The following is a 17,355-nucleotide window of genomic DNA, read 5'->3' as shown; positions in this document are numbered from 1 at the left end:
ATAGTGGAATTGACTAATCGTCATGTTCAATCGTTCCTTTTCCAAATTCGCGCTCCTAAGGCAGGTAATTATGAGTTGCAGCAGTGAGAGGAATTAAGAGAAACAGGCCCAGAATAAAAAAATGACGGTGGTAATACGCATGTTGATTAATGCCTGCTCTTTCATCCCTTGATCATGTCACTGGTGACTTCGCTGGGATAACAGATCGGTGAATAGCGGCCTGCCCGGCTCTAGGCACTGTGGTCACCACAGCGACTGCCGTTATAGGTACTATTATCAGAACAGGGACAATTACCCGGATAGGAATCGATCGATTCCTGAATAATTACCTGTATAATTTTTTCAGTTGAGCTCTTTGCGTATAACCTTGCGGTGTCCACATGATTAGGCCTGGTAAGCTATTAGGTCACTGCTCTTTAGTGATTACGTTAGTTCAAAAAAATCCTACTGTGAATGTTGTTGATTAAGCATAGTAAATGTCTGCCCAAAGGTATGGGTTTCAGCCGCATAGCGAAGGGGTTTGCAACGTTCTACTACAATCTCTGCCGTACCATTATTTTTTTCAAGCAGCAGCATCACCTCATCAATAAAATCCGCAAGTGGCATGGCATGAGGATCACTGGCTTGCTGGGTACCCATCAGCTCTGTTTGCACATAGGGCGGGATAATTTCAATCACTTCAGTCGATGTGTCTTTGAGCTGCTGACGCAGTGCAATACTGTACGAATGAAGTGCCGCCTTGGTTGCATTATAAGTTGGTGTCATTACCAGAGGAACAAAGGCCAGTCCTGAAGTCACCATCATAATGGTTGAAGACTTCTGGTGCATCAAATGTGGTAACAAGCTTGAGGTCAGGCGAATTGGCCCCAACAGATTGGTTAAAACTGTGCGTTCGGCAATTTCCAGATTGGCAGGTGCTGTGAGCAAATCTTCTGGAATCATAATACCAGCGTTGTTGATAATCACATTTAAATCAGGATGTTCAGCAATGATTTTTTCAGAGAATGCGGTAATTGACGCCAGACTGGTCATATCAACCGTCATGAAGGTCATACCGGGAAAGGCTGATGCAACCGCTTCGAGTTTGTCAGCCTGACGTCCTGCAATAATGACCTTGTTACCCTTATCATAAAAAGCTTTTGCTAGAGCCTTGCCAATGCCCGAACCACCACCCGTAATTAAAATCGTATTGCCAGTTAGTTTCATTTATTCGCTCCGCTCAGATTGTACTTCTATCATAAAATACTCACAATAGATTAGAAAGTAGGCACCCAAAAGTGCCATACCTCCCTAAAAGAGAGTGATAACCATTCAAGTGCAAGATGATAAACAGACGCTACAAATCCGGCAGGAGACACCAGCCATGACTAACCCGGCGGTAGAAAAACTGGTGCATGAGATTATTGGCCGCGTTGCCGATAAATGGACAATGCTGATTCTAGAAGCATTAGAAGAGGCGCATATCCTGAGGTTCACCCAGCTTGGTAAACAAGTTAAGGGAATTAGTCAGAAAATGCTGACTAAAACTTTGCGTCAAATGGAAAGTGATGGCCTGGTCAGTCGGGTAGTACATCCGGTTGTACCACCCTGTGTCGAGTACAGCCTAACCCCACTTGGTAAGAGTTTGGGCAGCGCTTTCTGTGGGGTCTGGCTTTGGGTCGAAGCGCATCATGGCCAGATTGAAGAAGCGCGCCGGCAGTTTGCGCTGAACCATCAGCCGGCCTTATGATTCAGCTTTAACCGGTATACCATGATATTCCTACTGTCTCCTCTGAGTTACGTTTTACTGCTAGCCAGTGCCTTGTCAAAGGCCGCTTCAGCGTCTTTTACCACTCGTGGCAATAGTTATGGATCAATAAAGGCTAAACCAACTTTAACTTTTGCTTGCCCCAGCCATAAACCGCAGCAAATGGCAGTGCCGTTCGGGCAAGGTATGCCACATGCCACAGCCCCCCATGGTTTGCGCCTTCCATGATGAGTTCCAAAGGATGATTTAGCGGCTTTTGCGGATTAGCCGCACTGTCCGGATTGTGTAGATCATGCACCCAGAGCGCTGCCATAATGGCATTGGTGGTTTCAGGATTAAAAGTTTCAACCTTGAACAGATCAGCGCCAGCAAAAGCTGCCTTTAGCAATGGGTTTTTCACCACAGATAGCGTGGTGGTGGAAGGTGCAATATTAATGGCTACCCGCTGTCCCCGGCTATGGGCCAATAGTGCATACCATTGCTGTAAGCGTTTGGCCAGTGCATAGTTAGGTCCCTGCTCAATCACCATACAGTCAGAAATGCCATACTGCTGTCCATTGTCTGATGGCAACAAGGTTCCATTGATGGGCGTAAAGAAATGCGATAAAGAGAGCTTTTTTATGGCATGGGTTAATAGCTTTTCAACCTGCTTACGTCGTTTGCGAATCATCAAGCTGCTTTGCACAACCTGCTTGGGAATAGCGTAAATATCAGTTGGCGTCAGCATAAACATAATACTGCTATCCGGCTTGGCCTGGCTGACCTTATCCATAATAGCAATCATCGCCATGGATACCCGAACATGTTTTTCACCATCCAGATAGGCAATCCCGGCAAGGTCTAAGGACTGGGTAAATGTATTAAGCCAGTTGGCAATTTCCGGAGTCTGGGTTAATAGGTTTGCGCCCAGCTGCATTTTGCCATCACTGCCAGTTTGCTGCGGGGCAATCAGGGTTGCATTACCCTTAGCCACAATCCCGGTAATCTTCTCCCAGATCGCTGGACTGGGTAAATCAACCGCCACAATATTGGCGCGCCATTTTGATAACCAGGTTAGTGGGCCAGCCTCCGAACCTGCACCAAACAACACGACGGTGCGGTCGGATAAGTCAAACCATTCGGGATGCGCCTGTACGGCACGCAGCGCCTTAGCATGACTGGGTTCAATAATGTGCTCTTGTTCCCAACGCTCAATCTGGTTTAATAATGCCTGTCCCTGTAATTGCTGGCCATGATAAGGTACCGTCCAGGGTTCAACCTCGGCACTTCCATTGCCTTTAAGGGTAAAGGATTCAAATGGCTGCTCCTGATAATGATTCATGGCATCTACAAGTGGGAGCTGCTGGGTTCCCCGGTTAAATATAAATAATTGCTGCGCGGCGGAAAGTCCAGCCCGGGCAATCTTTACAGGGTGATCCACTGAGGCAATGCCTGCCTCAACCAGGGCGCGGAAATAAATCGGATAATGCTTGCGCCAGTTTTTTTCATGTTTAACATTATTAGCCGCAGGTGATGGGACTGCTGCTAAAGCAGACTGAATAATATGTTTTGCAGCGGGTGTGGTGCTGGGTTTACTGGATGAAGCAGCGCCAGGAAATTCTAGCCCTTCAGAGTTGGTTGATTTATTCATAGATCCCACTTTGGCCGTCAACTGGCCAAAGAGTTTAAGGCGATCAGCCTGAGCGGTGGACTATTTATACGTTTAAGGCACCAAGTAGCGATTCACTGATCTTTTTTAATCTATTTCTTGCATCCATCCACTGTTTTTTAAACCCTGACTTGGCATCTGTTTTAACACTTTATTTTATTGTGGTGTATCAGCATTTAACTGCTGACGATATTGTCTGGGGGTATTGCCAAAATGCTGCCGGAACCAGCGAATAAACGGCGTTGCTTCACTAAACCCCAAGCGCTGTGCTACTGCGTCGACACTTAACAATGGGTCTTGTAGTAAAGTTTTGGCCATCTCAATGCGTAGTTCATTGACCAGCTGACTATAGCTACTCCCTGCACTTTGTAACTGCCGATGTAAATGGCGGCTGCTCACGCCAAGCTCACTGGCCAGATAATCCCGGGAAATATTGCCCTTCATCAGTAATACCCGTAACTGGCTCTTGATGCGCTCCCGTAATGACGGTTTTTTACGTCGTTCACTCAGCAACAGGCGAGCATGACGCTCTAAGGTAAGCTGTAAACTAGGACTAGGTAGCCTTAACCGGGCAGTCATCATCTCGACAGGCACCACCCATGCTGATTCGGGCTGATCAAACTTAACCGGGCAGCCAAAATAATTCTCGTAGTCTGCCTGTAAGGCAGGGTTGCTTGGCGCAGGATGACTAAAATGCACTTCTTTTAATAGTTTGCTCAGCGGCAATCTGGCAAAGCGGATATGGCGTACCCAGCAGCCTAAAATAAATTCGGTGGCATGCCGGCGAAACAGCGGATCTTCGGTTTTACAGTGCCAGATGCAAAAAACCATACCCGGTTCATGCCGTAGTGTGGTGGTGCCAATATCGCTGACTAACCGCTCATAACGCATGGTCGCATCGTAAATTTCCTGCAAGGTGCCACAGGTTTGCTCAAGATAGCCCAATACGCCAAAACCGCCCATATCCTCCATACTGGCAGCATGCAGGCCCAGTAGCGGGTCAGGTGCAAACCAGGCTATTTTTTGTACCATGTCTTCCAGTAACCGGACACTGATCCAGCCTTCTGGACTTGCCGCTGCTTTTGCCAGATCAACACCAACCATATGACTTAAGGCATCGGTGTTAATGCCATGTCGACGCCAGTTGGCAAGACATTGCTCCAGAATGCTGGCCAGTACATAATCTTCAGAGTCTTGTTCATTGGTCGGACTAGAAATCATCTTTGAGCACGACTTTCAGGACCATATAATATTTTCATGTGCTCCTACCCTCTGCAAGTATTTAATCCAAGGCAAGTCATGGTCCTTCTCAACGTCGTACTCATAACGCTGCTGCTTAACCCTTTTCATCCCGAATGGCGGTTAGCCCTTCTCTAAAAGTTGTGACTTTAAACTCTGGAAACCGTTGCTTAAATTTATCTGAAACAAAGATATTGTCGACTTTGTAGCGTGGCAATAACTCGGCTGCGTCACGAATCGTTTTATTAAAAAGCCCACCCAGCTTGAGCTGCCAGTTTTTAACCACTGTATAACTTGGATCAACCTTAAAGATCTGTGCTGCCAACTCAATAAACTGACGATAGGTCAGACGCTGATCATCAGCGGGTAGATGCCAGGTCTGTCCATACGCATCAGGCGTATTACCCAGCAGCGCCATCGCACGACTGGCATCCGGGGTATAAATCAGGCTACGTAAGGTATCATCGCGTAAAAACACCTTGGGTTTTTTCCCGGCCTTGATATTGTCGATAATGGTACTGTTGGTAATACTTTGCGTGATACCCGGCCCATAAAATTCTGGTGCCCGGCAGATTACTGCCTGTATCCGTTTTTGCGCCATCGCTTCAAGCAGCTCATTGACAATGTCGGCACGAACCTTACCCTTAGCCCCGTTGGGTAAAAATGGAGTTGTTTCGGTTTGCGGCGTTGCAGTTTGCGGATACATATAGGTGTTATCAAAATACACCAGCTTGGCGCTATGGGTGATACAGGCCTCAATCACATTGTGCATGAGAATTGGCCACTGCTTCACCCATAGCTCGGTATCCATCGGCAGTCCGACCGTCATGTAAACGATGTCCGAACCTTCAACAGCATCAAGCGCCTGCTGGGGATCAAGTAAATCTGCGCTAAACAGTTGATCCGTGTCATTCACCTTTTGCGGTTTTCTGCTGACCAGACGAATATCGTCAGTAAAACTTTCCTTTAAGCAGATTGCCACTTCTCGACCAATCTGGCCATTCGCACCTAATATCGTTTGCATGACGCTTCTCCTCACTAATCAATTACAGATAATTTCCCAGCATATAAATTACTTCCCAGCATTTAGACGCTTAAGCAACGCTTTACCAACCTCACCGCCTGACTGCGGATTCTGACCTGTAATAACCCGGTCATCAGTGACTGCATACGAGGTGAATGGAATTAGGGCTTTCTTGTAGTGCGCACCACGTTTGCTTAACTCATCCTGCAATAAGAAAGGAACCTGTGATTTAATGCCTGCAAGTACCTCCTCAGTATTGGAAAAACCGGTGACTGTACGTCCACTAATCAGTGGCTGACCCTGATCGTCCTGTAGCGGCAGTAATCCGGCAACACCATGACACACTGCTGTCACCATACCGCCCTGGCGATAGATCTGTTCACTGATTTTCTTTAGATCTTTGTTATTGGGAAAATCCCACATGGTGCCATGACCACCCGTATAATAAATGGCCTTATATTGCGATGGATCAATTGAACGGGCTGGTAAGGTTGTTTTAAGACGTGCCATAAATGCCGGATCGGCCAGATGTTTACGTGCATCAGCATTGAGATAAATAGGTTTCATACTACGATCATCCAGGGGAATCTCGCCGCCTTCAGGGCTGGTAAAGTCCATTTGCAACCCTGCTGCCTGCATGACATCGTAGAATTCTGTTAGTTCAGTAAACCATAAGCCTGTCTTGTCCTGACGGGTGGGATAAGCCGAATGATTGGTCATTACCACCAAAATTTTTCCCATAGCAGCGGATTGAGTAGTTACAGGAGTAGGTTCAACAGCTTGCGTCGAGTTCATACTAAACATTAAGGCAAACATCGCGAGCAAACCGTGTGAAGCATTTCGAGTCTTGAACATTTCTGGATTCCTCAATGATTATTGTCATAGGTACTATGGTGGAACATGTTCATCAAACGTTGCATCGTTTGTGCCATGGCAAAGACTTTAATGTTAAAGCTAACTTGAATGTCAACTGTTTTTTGAACACAAAGGTAAGCTGGGTTTGCAGTTGTAGTAACACCCATAATTTTGTGGCCTGCTACCCAGAAAAATTACCGCAAAAGCGGGCTTATCCCTATTGACATTCAAGTGCACTCTAGGCCTAAAGTAAGCTTGAATGTCAATAGGACAAACCGAGATGAATATTAGTGAACTCTCCCGCTTAAGTGGATTGAATACCCCAACCATCCGTTACTATGAACAAATTAAACTGTTGCCGAAAGCCAAACGTAAAGCCAATGGGTATCGCGAGTATAGCGATACTGACCTTCAACAATTATTACTGATCAAACAGGCGCAACAGGCGGGCTTTTCCTTAGCTGAAATCAAATCCCTGCTGCCAGGCAATATGACGATTTGGAACCATGACAAACTGATTGAGAGCCTGAACCAGAAAGTCAGTGAAATTGAAGCACTGGAAAAAAAACTGGCTGAGAATAAACAAAATCTGATAACGCTGATTCAGGCCATTAATGACAAGCCTGATGAAATTAGCTGTGAAGAAAATGCGCAACGCCTGTTTAAGGTCTATTTTCCTGATGCAAATTGAGGTTGGGCTATCCTCTATGAATAGCCCATGCGTTTATTAGCAGTGGTGGCTTTTATGCGGCCACAACACTTAACTTTTAATAAATGCCAGAAGATCGGCATTGATGGTTTCGGCATGCGTTGTGGGCATCCCGTGTGGAAAATCCTTGTAGGTCTTTAACGTGCCGTTTTGCAGCAGCTTGGCGGACAATGGGCCAGAATTTTCATAAGGCACCACCTGATCATCATCGCCATGCATGACCAGCACAGGAATGGTGATTTGCTTGAGGTCTTCGGTAAAATCAGTCTGGGAGAAAGCCACAATGCCATCATAATGCGCCTTGGCACCACCCATCATACCCTGCCGCCACCAGTTCCTGATCACTGGTTCAGAAGCTTCCACACCGGGGCGGTTATAGTTATAAAAAGGGCCAGAAGGAATCTCATTATAAAATTCTGCCCGATTGGCGGCCAGCTTGGCCTGAAAGTCATCAAATACCTTTTTGGGTAAGCCGCCCGGATTGCTGTCGGTCTTGACCATTAAGGGTGGTACAGCACTAATTAATACCGCCTTGGGCACAGGGTCATCTCTATGCCGCGTCAGGTAGCGCACCACTTCGCCACCGCCGGTTGAGTGCCCCACATGGATTGCACCCTGCACGCCTAGCTGGTTAACCACGGCTGCTACATCATCGGCATAATGATCCATGTCGTGACCATCCCAGACCTGACTGGAACGGCCATGCCCACGGCGGTCATGCGCCACTACCCGAAAACCCTGATCTAAAAAAAACATCATCTGGGCATCCCAGTCATCAGAACTCAAGGGCCAGCCATGATGAAAGAAAATCACCTGGGCATCCCGCGGGCCCCAGTCTTTATAAAAAATCTCAACACCGTCTTTTGTTGTGACGTATGCCATGCTTATTCTCCTGTGTCATAGAACAGTTTCCAATAAGAACACCTGTTGTCGATAACCCAGACCGATAAAGAGTGATGCCGGGCTATTATCAACAAAGCAAGCTGTAATATCGCATCCTGACTGTAGACCCAAAGCTCACCTTAAGGTCAATGGCTTTTAAATTTATGACTAATAAAAAACGCTGAAGCACTACAAACACTTTCTACATTTATGAGAAAAACTGCATTTTTTCGCTTGACCTTAAAGTGAACTTAAAACTTATAGTATGTTTTAACAGCAATGAATTCGCTTGTCGTCAAGGCTGTTTCGCCAGTCCGTCAACAATAAAGGTCAACCATCATGAATACAGCACAACAGCATGTTGAAGTTAAATTTGGTAGCCAAACCGTAGAAGTTCCTAAAGGGGGCTACTATGACCGTTTTCATATGCATCCCAATCTGGATGAGGTTGCCAAGGATCCTGCTGCTGGTAATGTGGATTTTTTTCGCAGAATCCCCAAGCAGCGGGTGAATTCACGGGTTGGTCCAGTCTGGGCACCGAATTTTTACTACCGTAGCAGCAATGTCCAGTTACTCATGCTCGCGCCGATGAGCAAGCTACGCGCTGCCTTGCCCAGCCCGCTTGAACCGCTGCAAGCTTTTCCGGGATTTGGTCTGGTGGCTTTAACTTTCTTTTCCTACGCAGTATGCGACAACGACCCCTACGATGAGGTATCGGTAGCCGTCGTGATTCGCCAGCCGGGTGCTACAGGATCTCATGCGCTGGAGTTGCTGGATGCCATGCGCCGTCGCAGCTTCTTTGCCCATGTGCTGGCTTTACCGGTTAACACGGAAATTGCCCGGACACGCGGTGTCTATGGTTATCAGCTCCCCAAATGGCTCACCGATATTAGCCTTGATATTGGCTCAGAAGTGCAAGCCAGTATCTTAAATACTGATGGCAACACTGACCTGACCTTAACCCTGCCCACACCTAAACTACAACAGGTCAAACCACAATCGCATCTGGAAACCAAGACCATGATTCATCAGGTGGATGGGGTATGGCACAGCACATCGGTACAGTCCAATACATTGTCATTTGCCCAGCAGCTTTTCCCCAAAAAGGTAAAACTGGTACGGCATGGCGGCCCGTTAAGCCAGTTACTGGATGGACTAGGTGCTGCAAAAATCCTGCGTCTAGATGTTGTTAAGGATGCTCAACTGGTACTGAATATGCCTACGCCTTTAAATAAAGGGCTTTGAATAGACGGCTTTTCACTGCGATGACACCGGGAAATCTCAAATGACAAATGCACAAGAATTGAATAGTACTAGCACTGCGGCTGACATTCTCGCCCGTCAGCGCATGGCTTTTCTAAACACAGAGCCTGCAAACCTGAAACAACGCAAGGCACAGCTTGCCAAATTGCGTGCAGCCGTCCTTGAATATCGTAGTGAGCTGCAACAAGCCATCAGTGCAGACTTTGGCCACCGCTCCTATCATGAAACCGATGTCATGGAACTGGTGGGTGTTGTACAGTCCATTGATTATTTATCCCGGCACCTGCGCCGCTTTATGAAACTCGAGCGCCGCCATGTCAGTTTGTTCTACCGCAGCGCGCAAGCCCATGTGGAATACCAGCCCAAAGGTATTGTTGGTGTGATGGCACCATGGAACTATCCGGTTTCCCTAACCCTGATTCCGCTGGCAACGGCACTAGCCGCCGGTAATCGGGCTATGCTTAAACCTTCTGAGCTCACGCCCCGTACCAGTGAAGTACTTGAGCGCATGCTGGCCGCCACCTTTCCCGTGGAAGAAGTAGCCGTGGTGCTGGGTGGGCCGGAAGTTGGTGCGGCGTTTAGTCGCCTGCCGTTTGATCATTTGTTGTTTACAGGCAGCACACCAGTTGGCCGCAAGGTGATGCAAGCCGCCAGTGACAATCTGGTGCCACTCACCCTTGAACTAGGTGGTAAGAGTCCAGTGATCGTTGCCCGTGGTCAGGTCAATGAACGAACCATACGCAGTATTGCCTATGGCAAGCTGTCAAATGGTGGGCAAACTTGTGTTGCACCCGATTATGCGCTGGTGCATGAAGATGATGTTGAGGATTTTATCCAGCAATATCATGCCACGGTTAGCCGCTTTTATCCTGATGGGCCTCATAGCAATGATTACACTTCCATTGTGAATGACCGCCATTATGACCGCTTACAAAATCTGCTGGACGATGCCCGTCAAAAGGGTGCACGCGTGATTGAAGTTGGGGTAAAACCGGAGTCTGCGGCTAACCGCGTACGTACGCTGGCACCCACACTGGTGGTCGGCGCTCATGATGATGATGCCATCATGCAGGAAGAAATTTTTGGCCCAATCCTGCCTGTTCGCACCTATCGCAGTATTGATGAGGTGATTGACTATATCAATCATCGCCCACGTCCACTGGCCCTGTATTATTTTGGCGAAAAAGATGCAGACTGCCAGAAAGTGCTTAAACGGACTACCTCGGGCAATGTGGGTCTCAATAACACCATTATTCATGTGGCACAGGATGACCTGCCCTTTGGTGGCGTTGGTGCCAGTGGTATGGGGGCCTATCACGGTATTGAAGGCTTCCGCTCCATGAGTCATGCCAAAGGTGTCTTTGACCAGGGGCGCTGGAATCTGCCAAGCCTGCTACAGGCCCCGTTTGGCCGTTTTATGGAACTGGCCCTTCAGGTTACTTTAGGTAAGAAAACCAGCTCATCCAAGCTTTAACCATACCCGCAAAGGCAGGATTTAGCTCCTCCCGCAAATCCTGTGTTTATTTTTAATGTCTAAAACTAAATAGGCAAGCGGGGGATCAGGAGATGATCAATGCGAAGTATTATTTTTAATGGCGCTGGTGGGCCGGAAGTCATTGAGCTTAGTGAACGTCCCATGCCAGCACTGACCGATAATGGTGTACTGATTGAGGTGGTGGCAGCGGGTATCAATGGCCCGGATGTCATGCAGCGTAAGGGCTTATATAATCCACCTCCCGGAGTGACTGATATTCCGGGGCTGGAAGTTTCTGGTATTGTCAAACAGGTGGGAAAACGGGTCAGCAGCTTTAAGGCAGGCGATGAAGTGTGTGCCCTGGTTCAGGGCGGTGGTTATGCTGAATATGTGGTTGCCCATCAGGACAACGTGCTGTTTATTCCGCAAGGCCTCACACTGGTGGAAGGTGGAATCTTGCTGGAAACCTTCATGACGGTCTGGTCACACTTGTTCCAGCATGCCAAATGGCGCCCGGGCAGCTCTATCCTGATTCATGGTGGCACGTCTGGCATTGGCACCACCGCCACCATGCTCACCCGGGCATTTGGCGCAACCCAGATTTTTACCACCGTTTCGAGCGCCGAACACCAAAAAGCCAGCGTTGCCCTTGGCGCTGATGTGGCAATTAATTATCGTAAAGATGATTTTGTCGAACAGGTGAAGCAGCACACCCAAGGTCGTGGCGTGGATTTTGTCCTGGATATTATTGCCGGTAATTATATCCAGCGTAATTACGAGGTGGCTGCGATGAATGGCACCATCCTGCAAGTAGGTGTGATGCAGGGACTGGCCGAACAGGTTAATTTTTTTCCATTACTGGCAAAACGCTTAACTCACCTGGGTGCAACATTACGCTCGCAAACCCCAGAAGCCAAGGCAGAAGTCATGGCAGCCTTGCAGGACAAAGTATGGCCACTCATTGCGCAAGGCCAGTTAAAACCCTTGCTGTATAAAAGCTTTGAGTTAAGCGAAGCGCGGCAGGCCCATGAGCTGCTTGATCAAGGCCAGCATGTCGGTAAACTGGCTCTAATTGTAAAACAATAGCATTTGCAGCAAAGCATGCCTGCTTTTCCCATCTTTCTCGCATGATGCGGAAAAACAGGTTGTCTTTTACATGCACTGATCTTTATTCATCTAATCTTCACTCGACTGGTATTTGCTTATGCCCTACACTAAACAATCTTGCCCATGAATAAATGAATCGTTTTAAGTAATATTTAAGTATATCCATCATAAAAATAAATTTTTCCTAGGCTCTCCATGCCCCTCAACCCAAATTATGTCTTTGTAATTAAATAATATTATTTGATAACAGCATAGACTCCAGCCATTCTATTAAAACGCTTGACCTTCAACCATGCTTTAAACCTAGCATTTCATCAGGACAAATGATGAGAAGCCCGAAATGTTTAATCGTTGGAAATTTCCGCACTCGATGTCAGCTACAGCAATGGTTGTTTTCATGGCTACCCATGCGCATGCAACTGATTCAGCAGAGGCCGTTAAAGCCAATCCTTCAGTACCGCTAGCAATGAGCAGTACACCCCAACAATTTATCGAAATTGAATACGGGAATCAGAAAGTTAAAGTGCCTAAAGGAGGCTATTACGACCGTTTCCGTATGAACCCTAATCTGGATGAAGTGGCCAAAGACCCAGCCGCAGGAAATATTGACTTTTTCCGGAGCATTCCAAAAAAACTGGTGAATAGTCGGGTTGGACCAGTCTGGTCACCAAACTTTTATTATCGTACCAGCAATGTACAGCTATTGATGTTAGCCCCAGTATCACGTCTACGGGAAAAATTACCGGCGCCGCTTGAACCATTGCAGGCCTTTCCAGGATATGGACTGGTTTCACTAACCTTTTATTCCTATACCGTCGCTGATGCCGATCCGTACGATGAAGTCTCGGTAGCTGTGGTGATTCGCAAGCCTGATGCAAAAGGATTAAATGCAACCGAACTATTCGGTGCCATGCGTAATCGTCATTTTTACGGGCACGTGCTGGCCTTGCCAGTCGATACCGAAATTGCACGAGTCCGTGGTGTCTATGGCTATCAGCTTCCCAAATGGCTCACCAATATTGATGTCAATATCGGGACACAAGTCAAAGCCAGTGTTTTAGACACCAATGGCAAAACGGATTTAAGCCTGACTGCCCCACTACCCCAGATTAAACAGGTTAAACCCCAATCGCATCTGGAAACCAAAACCATGATTCACAAAATTGATGGCGTGTGGAACCAGGCCTCAGTGCAGTCTAACACGCTGTCATTTGGGCAACAGCTTTTCCCCAGAAATGTGAAACTGGTACGAAATGGTGGCCCACTAAGCCGCTTACTGGATGAACTGGGCGCAAATAAAGTATTGCGCCTTGATGTGGTTAAGGATGCACAACTGGCTCTCCACATGCCAGTGCCATTGAAAGCCTTTAATACTCCGAACGGGACAAAGTAAGACTGATTAAACCCCATATGTGAATTAGATCACGTGTGGGATTTTTCTATGAACCCTCGCCCCTCAAAATCCAGATTTAACAATCAAGATAACTTGTTTTTTATCACTCTGGATTTTGAGGATTTAACGTTATAAATTTTCAGGGATTGATCATGAATATTAAAGTTCTAACAAACAGCTTGCTTGTCATGGCAGCATTGTTTTACTCACCTGCTCTGTTCGCCAATAATGACATTGTGGGCAAATGGAAAGTCGTCGACTCTAAAAGCGGTGTGGTTAAATCAATTAGTGAAGTCATTGAAGAACCGGACGGCACATTTTCGGTAAGAATTGACCGGTTTGTTGACAGCCTCCGCAAAGAAAATCCATATTGCACCAAGTGCCCACCGCCTTTTCAAAATAAACCACTACTTGGTCTTAAATTGGTATGGGGCTTAAAATCGAATGGCAAAGCTAATGAATATACAGATGGATATGCACTTGATATCGATTCTGGAAAGATTTATCGCGGTAAAGCCAAACTGTCTCCTGATGGCCGCCGCTTGAAAATGCGCGGTTATGTAGGCACCAGTGTGCTGGGTAGAACAGTAGTCTGGATTCGGGCGGATGAGTAAGCGGATCGAGTAACTCTCGGCCTCAGCAGACTTGCCAGCGCTCAATGTGCCAAAGCCATGGCCCTTTGGAGTGAGTGCGAACCCGTTACCAGTGAAGAGCAACGAACCCTCGCCTGCTGCCACGAGCGCGGGTGCAAAACGGTAGACTAAGTGCTGCGAACTCACGGGTGGTGGCCGCGCCGATGCCTGGGCCTGGGCTTGGGCCGAAGATGACTGCTGTATTGCTAAATGCTATGGGAACTCCTCATGTGCTGGTAACTGGTATTAAAAGTGAGTCGACAGGTGCGCATCAAACCGCACCAAGTCATTCTCAATTTGAGGATTCTTCATGACATCATAGGCCCAAAACGATGGCACTTTCTCAAGCCCAATCCATTTAAAGTTCAGGTCAATGGGCCAGGTCAGATCATCTTCGCTTCGTCCCGCAAAATAGGCTTGAGCAGGATCATTAAAGGCTTCAGCTGGCGCATTTGCAGTTACCGACAGCATGTAACGCCCCTTCAGCAGGCCACCCATGCCGTAATTGTCCTTGGGAGCCGCTGAACTGCGGCCATCGGTATTAGACAAGATACCAAACATTCCTGCACTCCACACCTCGTCGGTATATTTCTTAAATGTCCAGGGCATGCCCATCCAGTTTAAAGGCATTTGAAGGAAGACCACATCTGCCGACCTGATTTTTTCGATTTCGATAGCAACATCATAGCCTTCTGCGACAATGGTTTTTTCCACTTCATAGCCTTTACCGCGAAAGTATGCTTCTGCCCGTTCAACCAATGTCGCGTTGAGTTGTCCCGGTGAGTATGAATAAGGTAGGTGTGCGTTGATAATAAGAACTTTTTTCACTGTGTTACTCCATGAGTAGATATTTGGGTATTCGGCAGTTTTTTGTAGTTATAGCTACAAAATTGATTAAAAAAATTAGCTGAACTGGTCAACATAGGCATTGATTGCACCCATCAATGCTTCAAATTCGATACCACTGGCTGCCTGAGTAGCAATACCGCTAAGGATCATGCTTGTCAGTCGTGCCATTGCATTCGGGTTTCCTGGTAAGGTTTTGTCGCCACGCTGTTCAGCTTCCCTAAAGCGGGCTGCTAGTGCAGCAGTCGTTACTTCACGCTCCAGACGCAAATCGTCCCGTACATCCGCAGAATTATCGCTTGAGACAAGTGCACTTTGTACCAATAGGCATCCACGTGCTGTAGGGTGGCTGGTGGCGGCCGTCGCTAGAGCAGTCAGCAAGTGCCTAACGACTTCACGCGCGGTAGGCTGTGCCACTGCTTCACGCATGGCAGCTCTGGCGCTTACTACATAGCGTTCCAGTACACGGCGAAACAGTGCTTCCTTACTTCCAAAGGCTGCGTAAAAGCTGGGTGGACTGATGCCCATTGCCTTGACCAGCTCGGCAAATGATGCGCCTTCGTAACCTTTTTCGATAAACAGATGCAGCGCAGTCTCAGTGGCTTTTTCAATATCGAACTGACGGGGCCGGCCAGCCATAACACTACATCCATAAATATTCAATGATGCCATTCTATAGCAATAACTACATAATAGCAACGAGTATGCTTTTAGAGATTTATTGCAGTCAAAGTGCGTTTTCGGTCTTAAGTATCCGCAGAAATAATCCAAAAATTACTAAAGTAAAATTGGTAATGCTCATTTATTATTTATCTTAATATCAATTGTTTATAAGGATACCCGGACCTTTGCAAGCGACATGGCAGGATATGCCCCACGGGCTATTTTTTTAATGAATTATCAATAGGGCTTCGATAACGATAGACAAAGCTTTTTGCACCAGCTTTGCTACACATTACTCTTAAACCAATATACTCACCAATATCACTTTTATCGGTATCGCCTGCTTTCATTTTTTCAATGGCACAAGTGGATAAGGCTACCCTGCGCTTAACGCTCACATCTTGCATGACTTATTCCTTTTCATTAACACCCCTAAATTTGATAAAATAAAATATAAATGCAATACCGCGTGTTTTTTAGGTTTCGATAACTTTATTTCACCTTTGAAAAAATATATTTTTTAAGGAACAAAGTGATTCTTATCGAATAGCTGCGAAAAATTAACGCATGCATAACTTATCTGTTCTTATTGTTTCCAGAGGATTTTATACCCAGTGAACGCCACCAATCCCATGCTCGATATCAGTTCACACCTCCCCACGATGCAGCAGTATTTTACTACTGATTTCATTGAATTTTTCTATAATTTTCTTAATAAGGTATACTACAAGGTACACTTTTATTAGAAACACCCAAGAACACAGTTTTAAGAAAAATTAACTTTAAATATCAATTACTTATTTTATAATTTAGTAGCGTAAATCAGTTATTTTTTATCAAAACTATAAGCTCTTACACACTCTTCAAAAGTAGCAATATTTGTCCTTTGATAATTAAGGTTTTTTTGATATTAACCATAAAACTTTATTTTTTCATTTTAGGCATATCAGGTATGATCAAGAGAATGATTTTTTTAGGTCAGTGGCGTGTTTGAACGAATCGATCAGTTAAAGCATCAGCTTGATAATCACCGTCCTCTGCCGGGTGCGGTGGTCAAGAACCTGCACGATGATTTGGTGTTACGCTGGACTTATCACTCCAATGCCATTGAAGGCAATACGCTTACCTTGCTTGAGACCAAGGTTGTCTTAGAAGGCATTACGGTGGGTGGTAAAGCAATCCGTGAACACTTTGAAGCGATTAACCATCGTAATGCCATTTTTTTTGTTGAGGATATTATTAAAAAGCATGAGACTTTTTCAGAGTGGCAAATCCGTAATATTCACCAGTTAGTCCTAAAAAATATTGATGATGAAAATGCTGGTCGCTATCGGCAAAACAATGTACTGATTGCGGGTGCCTCCCATACGCCACCCGACCATACAGTGATTGCTGACAAAATGAATCAGTTTGTTGAGTGGTATCATCAACAGGCCGCTCATCTTCATCCGGTTGAACGGGCTGCTTATGTTCATGCAGATTTTGTTGGCATTCATCCTTTTATTGATGGCAATGGCAGGACATCCCGTTTACTGATGAATCTGGAACTGATGAAAGCCGGTTATCCTCCTTGTGTGATTACCGTTGAAAACCGGTTAGCCTATTATGAGGCTTTGGATCAGTGGACAACTTCTAAAAGTATCAAACCCTTTATTCAACTGATTGCCAATGCTGTGATGGAAGGCTTTAAGCCCTATCAGCAGGTATTGGGACTAAAATAATAAGAAATAATAAACAGACAAAATAATGCTTATTAAATTTCATCAATAGCCTGAAATTCAATAAGCATACATTTTGATTTCAGGCTTTAGTACTGTCCTTTTTATTTAGCGGAACTTGATGCCAGCAATACTGTATTAAGTTATTATTTAAA

Annotated in this window: 17 protein-coding genes; 8 read left to right on the top strand and 9 right to left on the bottom strand. The window is 46.1% G+C overall.

Annotation, left to right across the window (positions count from 1 at the left end):
- Positions 1-444: 444 nt before the first annotated feature.
- Positions 445-1,206, bottom strand: coding sequence for an SDR family oxidoreductase (locus Q337_RS0102225; RefSeq protein WP_026470196.1), 762 nt, complete (start codon positions 1,204-1,206; stop codon positions 445-447).
- A 109-nt stretch (positions 1,207-1,315) separates the two neighbouring features.
- On the opposite strand from Q337_RS0102225, the gene Q337_RS0102220 reads away from it, so the two are divergent.
- A complete protein-coding gene (locus Q337_RS0102220; RefSeq protein WP_322835823.1) occupies positions 1,316-1,729 on the top strand; it encodes a winged helix-turn-helix transcriptional regulator in 414 nt (137 codons plus the stop codon).
- A 133-nt stretch (positions 1,730-1,862) separates the two neighbouring features.
- On the opposite strand, the gene Q337_RS0102215 is transcribed toward Q337_RS0102220, so the two are convergent.
- From Q337_RS0102215 to Q337_RS0102200, 4 genes are all read right to left on the bottom strand, one after another.
- A complete protein-coding gene (locus tag Q337_RS0102215) occupies positions 1,863-3,377 on the bottom strand; it encodes a hypothetical protein (protein ID WP_026470194.1) in 1,515 nt (504 codons plus the stop codon).
- 174 nt (positions 3,378-3,551) lie between these two features.
- Positions 3,552-4,616, bottom strand: coding sequence for an AraC family transcriptional regulator (locus Q337_RS0102210; protein ID WP_026470193.1), 1,065 nt, complete (start codon positions 4,614-4,616; stop codon positions 3,552-3,554).
- Between the two features lie 115 nt (positions 4,617-4,731).
- On the bottom strand, positions 4,732-5,658 hold the full coding sequence (locus Q337_RS0102205) for an NAD-dependent epimerase/dehydratase family protein (RefSeq protein ID WP_026470192.1): 927 nt from the start codon (positions 5,656-5,658) through the stop codon (positions 4,732-4,734).
- Positions 5,659-5,706: 48 nt separating this feature from the next.
- On the bottom strand, positions 5,707-6,513 hold the full coding sequence (locus Q337_RS0102200; RefSeq protein ID WP_026470191.1) for a type 1 glutamine amidotransferase domain-containing protein: 807 nt from the start codon (positions 6,511-6,513) through the stop codon (positions 5,707-5,709).
- A gap of 280 nt (positions 6,514-6,793) precedes the next feature.
- Here Q337_RS0102200 and Q337_RS0102190 point away from each other — a divergent pair, with 280 nt between their 5' ends.
- Positions 6,794-7,204, top strand: coding sequence for a MerR family transcriptional regulator (locus Q337_RS0102190; RefSeq protein ID WP_026470189.1), 411 nt, complete (start codon positions 6,794-6,796; stop codon positions 7,202-7,204).
- 69 nt (positions 7,205-7,273) lie between these two features.
- Here the strand turns inward: Q337_RS0102190 and Q337_RS0102185 are convergent, their stop codons facing one another.
- Entirely contained in the window at positions 7,274-8,104 is an 831-nt protein-coding gene (locus Q337_RS0102185; protein WP_026470188.1) for an alpha/beta fold hydrolase, read from the bottom strand.
- 339 nt (positions 8,105-8,443) lie between these two features.
- On the opposite strand from Q337_RS0102185, the gene Q337_RS0102180 reads away from it, so the two are divergent.
- The 5 genes from Q337_RS0102180 (at position 8,444) to Q337_RS0102160 (ending at position 13,955) form a co-directional block, all read left to right on the top strand.
- A complete protein-coding gene (locus tag Q337_RS0102180; protein ID WP_026470187.1) occupies positions 8,444-9,349 on the top strand; it encodes an acetoacetate decarboxylase family protein in 906 nt (301 codons plus the stop codon).
- A gap of 40 nt (positions 9,350-9,389) precedes the next feature.
- Positions 9,390-10,841: a coniferyl aldehyde dehydrogenase gene (locus Q337_RS0102175; RefSeq protein WP_026470186.1), complete on the top strand. Its 1,452-nt coding sequence runs from the start codon at positions 9,390-9,392 to the stop codon at positions 10,839-10,841.
- A 99-nt stretch (positions 10,842-10,940) separates the two neighbouring features.
- On the top strand, positions 10,941-11,927 hold the full coding sequence (locus Q337_RS0102170; RefSeq protein WP_026470185.1) for an NAD(P)H-quinone oxidoreductase: 987 nt from the start codon (positions 10,941-10,943) through the stop codon (positions 11,925-11,927).
- A gap of 361 nt (positions 11,928-12,288) precedes the next feature.
- The gene (locus Q337_RS0102165) at positions 12,289-13,341 is read left to right on the top strand and encodes a hypothetical protein (RefSeq protein ID WP_026470184.1); all 1,053 of its coding nucleotides are present in this window, start codon (positions 12,289-12,291) and stop codon (positions 13,339-13,341) included.
- A gap of 152 nt (positions 13,342-13,493) precedes the next feature.
- Positions 13,494-13,955 carry a DUF2147 domain-containing protein gene (locus Q337_RS0102160; RefSeq protein WP_026470183.1) on the top strand — a complete coding sequence of 154 codons (462 nt, stop codon included), beginning with the start codon at positions 13,494-13,496 and terminating at the stop codon, positions 13,953-13,955.
- Positions 13,956-14,219: 264 nt separating this feature from the next.
- Here Q337_RS0102160 and Q337_RS0102155 read toward each other — a convergent pair whose 3' ends face one another.
- The 3 genes from Q337_RS0102155 to Q337_RS0102145 form a co-directional block, all read right to left on the bottom strand.
- Positions 14,220-14,801 carry an NAD(P)H-dependent oxidoreductase gene (locus Q337_RS0102155; protein ID WP_026470182.1) on the bottom strand — a complete coding sequence of 194 codons (582 nt, stop codon included), beginning with the start codon at positions 14,799-14,801 and terminating at the stop codon, positions 14,220-14,222.
- Between the two features lie 75 nt (positions 14,802-14,876).
- The gene (locus tag Q337_RS19310; protein ID WP_034279157.1) at positions 14,877-15,458 is read right to left on the bottom strand and encodes a TetR/AcrR family transcriptional regulator; all 582 of its coding nucleotides are present in this window, start codon (positions 15,456-15,458) and stop codon (positions 14,877-14,879) included.
- 242 nt (positions 15,459-15,700) lie between these two features.
- Positions 15,701-15,889 (bottom strand): Arm DNA-binding domain-containing protein, encoded by a 189-nt coding sequence (locus tag Q337_RS0102145; protein WP_026470180.1) that lies wholly within the window; start codon positions 15,887-15,889, stop codon positions 15,701-15,703.
- A gap of 579 nt (positions 15,890-16,468) precedes the next feature.
- On the opposite strand from Q337_RS0102145, the gene Q337_RS0102140 reads away from it, so the two are divergent.
- The gene (locus Q337_RS0102140) at positions 16,469-17,203 is read left to right on the top strand and encodes a Fic family protein (RefSeq protein ID WP_026470179.1); all 735 of its coding nucleotides are present in this window, start codon (positions 16,469-16,471) and stop codon (positions 17,201-17,203) included.
- The last annotated feature ends 152 nt before the right edge of the window (positions 17,204-17,355 follow it).

This window comes from Alkanindiges illinoisensis DSM 15370 (assembly GCF_000619845.1).
GTDB classification, from domain to species: domain Bacteria; phylum Pseudomonadota; class Gammaproteobacteria; order Pseudomonadales; family Moraxellaceae; genus Alkanindiges; species Alkanindiges illinoisensis.
This window is presented reverse-complemented; position numbering and strand designations above follow the sequence as displayed.

Coding starts and splice junctions, on each gene's coding strand:
- Q337_RS0102215 (WP_026470194.1), bottom strand. CDS start 3,377: ATGAATAAATCAACCAACTCTGAAGGGCTAGAATTTCCTGGCGCTGCT.
- Q337_RS0102170 (WP_026470185.1), top strand. CDS start 10,941: ATGCGAAGTATTATTTTTAATGGCGCTGGTGGGCCGGAAGTCATTGAG.
- Q337_RS0102185 (WP_026470188.1), bottom strand. CDS start 8,104: ATGGCATACGTCACAACAAAAGACGGTGTTGAGATTTTTTATAAAGAC.
- Q337_RS19310 (WP_034279157.1), bottom strand. CDS start 15,458: ATGGCTGGCCGGCCCCGTCAGTTCGATATTGAAAAAGCCACTGAGACT.
- Q337_RS0102145 (WP_026470180.1), bottom strand. CDS start 15,889: ATGCAAGATGTGAGCGTTAAGCGCAGGGTAGCCTTATCCACTTGTGCC.
- Q337_RS0102200 (WP_026470191.1), bottom strand. CDS start 6,513: ATGTTCAAGACTCGAAATGCTTCACACGGTTTGCTCGCGATGTTTGCC.
- Q337_RS0102180 (WP_026470187.1), top strand. CDS start 8,444: ATGAATACAGCACAACAGCATGTTGAAGTTAAATTTGGTAGCCAAACC.
- Q337_RS0102210 (WP_026470193.1), bottom strand. CDS start 4,616: ATGATTTCTAGTCCGACCAATGAACAAGACTCTGAAGATTATGTACTG.
- Q337_RS0102190 (WP_026470189.1), top strand. CDS start 6,794: ATGAATATTAGTGAACTCTCCCGCTTAAGTGGATTGAATACCCCAACC.
- Q337_RS0102160 (WP_026470183.1), top strand. CDS start 13,494: ATGAATATTAAAGTTCTAACAAACAGCTTGCTTGTCATGGCAGCATTG.
- Q337_RS0102175 (WP_026470186.1), top strand. CDS start 9,390: ATGACAAATGCACAAGAATTGAATAGTACTAGCACTGCGGCTGACATT.
- Q337_RS0102205 (WP_026470192.1), bottom strand. CDS start 5,658: ATGCAAACGATATTAGGTGCGAATGGCCAGATTGGTCGAGAAGTGGCA.
- Q337_RS0102165 (WP_026470184.1), top strand. CDS start 12,289: ATGTTTAATCGTTGGAAATTTCCGCACTCGATGTCAGCTACAGCAATG.
- Q337_RS0102225 (WP_026470196.1), bottom strand. CDS start 1,206: ATGAAACTAACTGGCAATACGATTTTAATTACGGGTGGTGGTTCGGGC.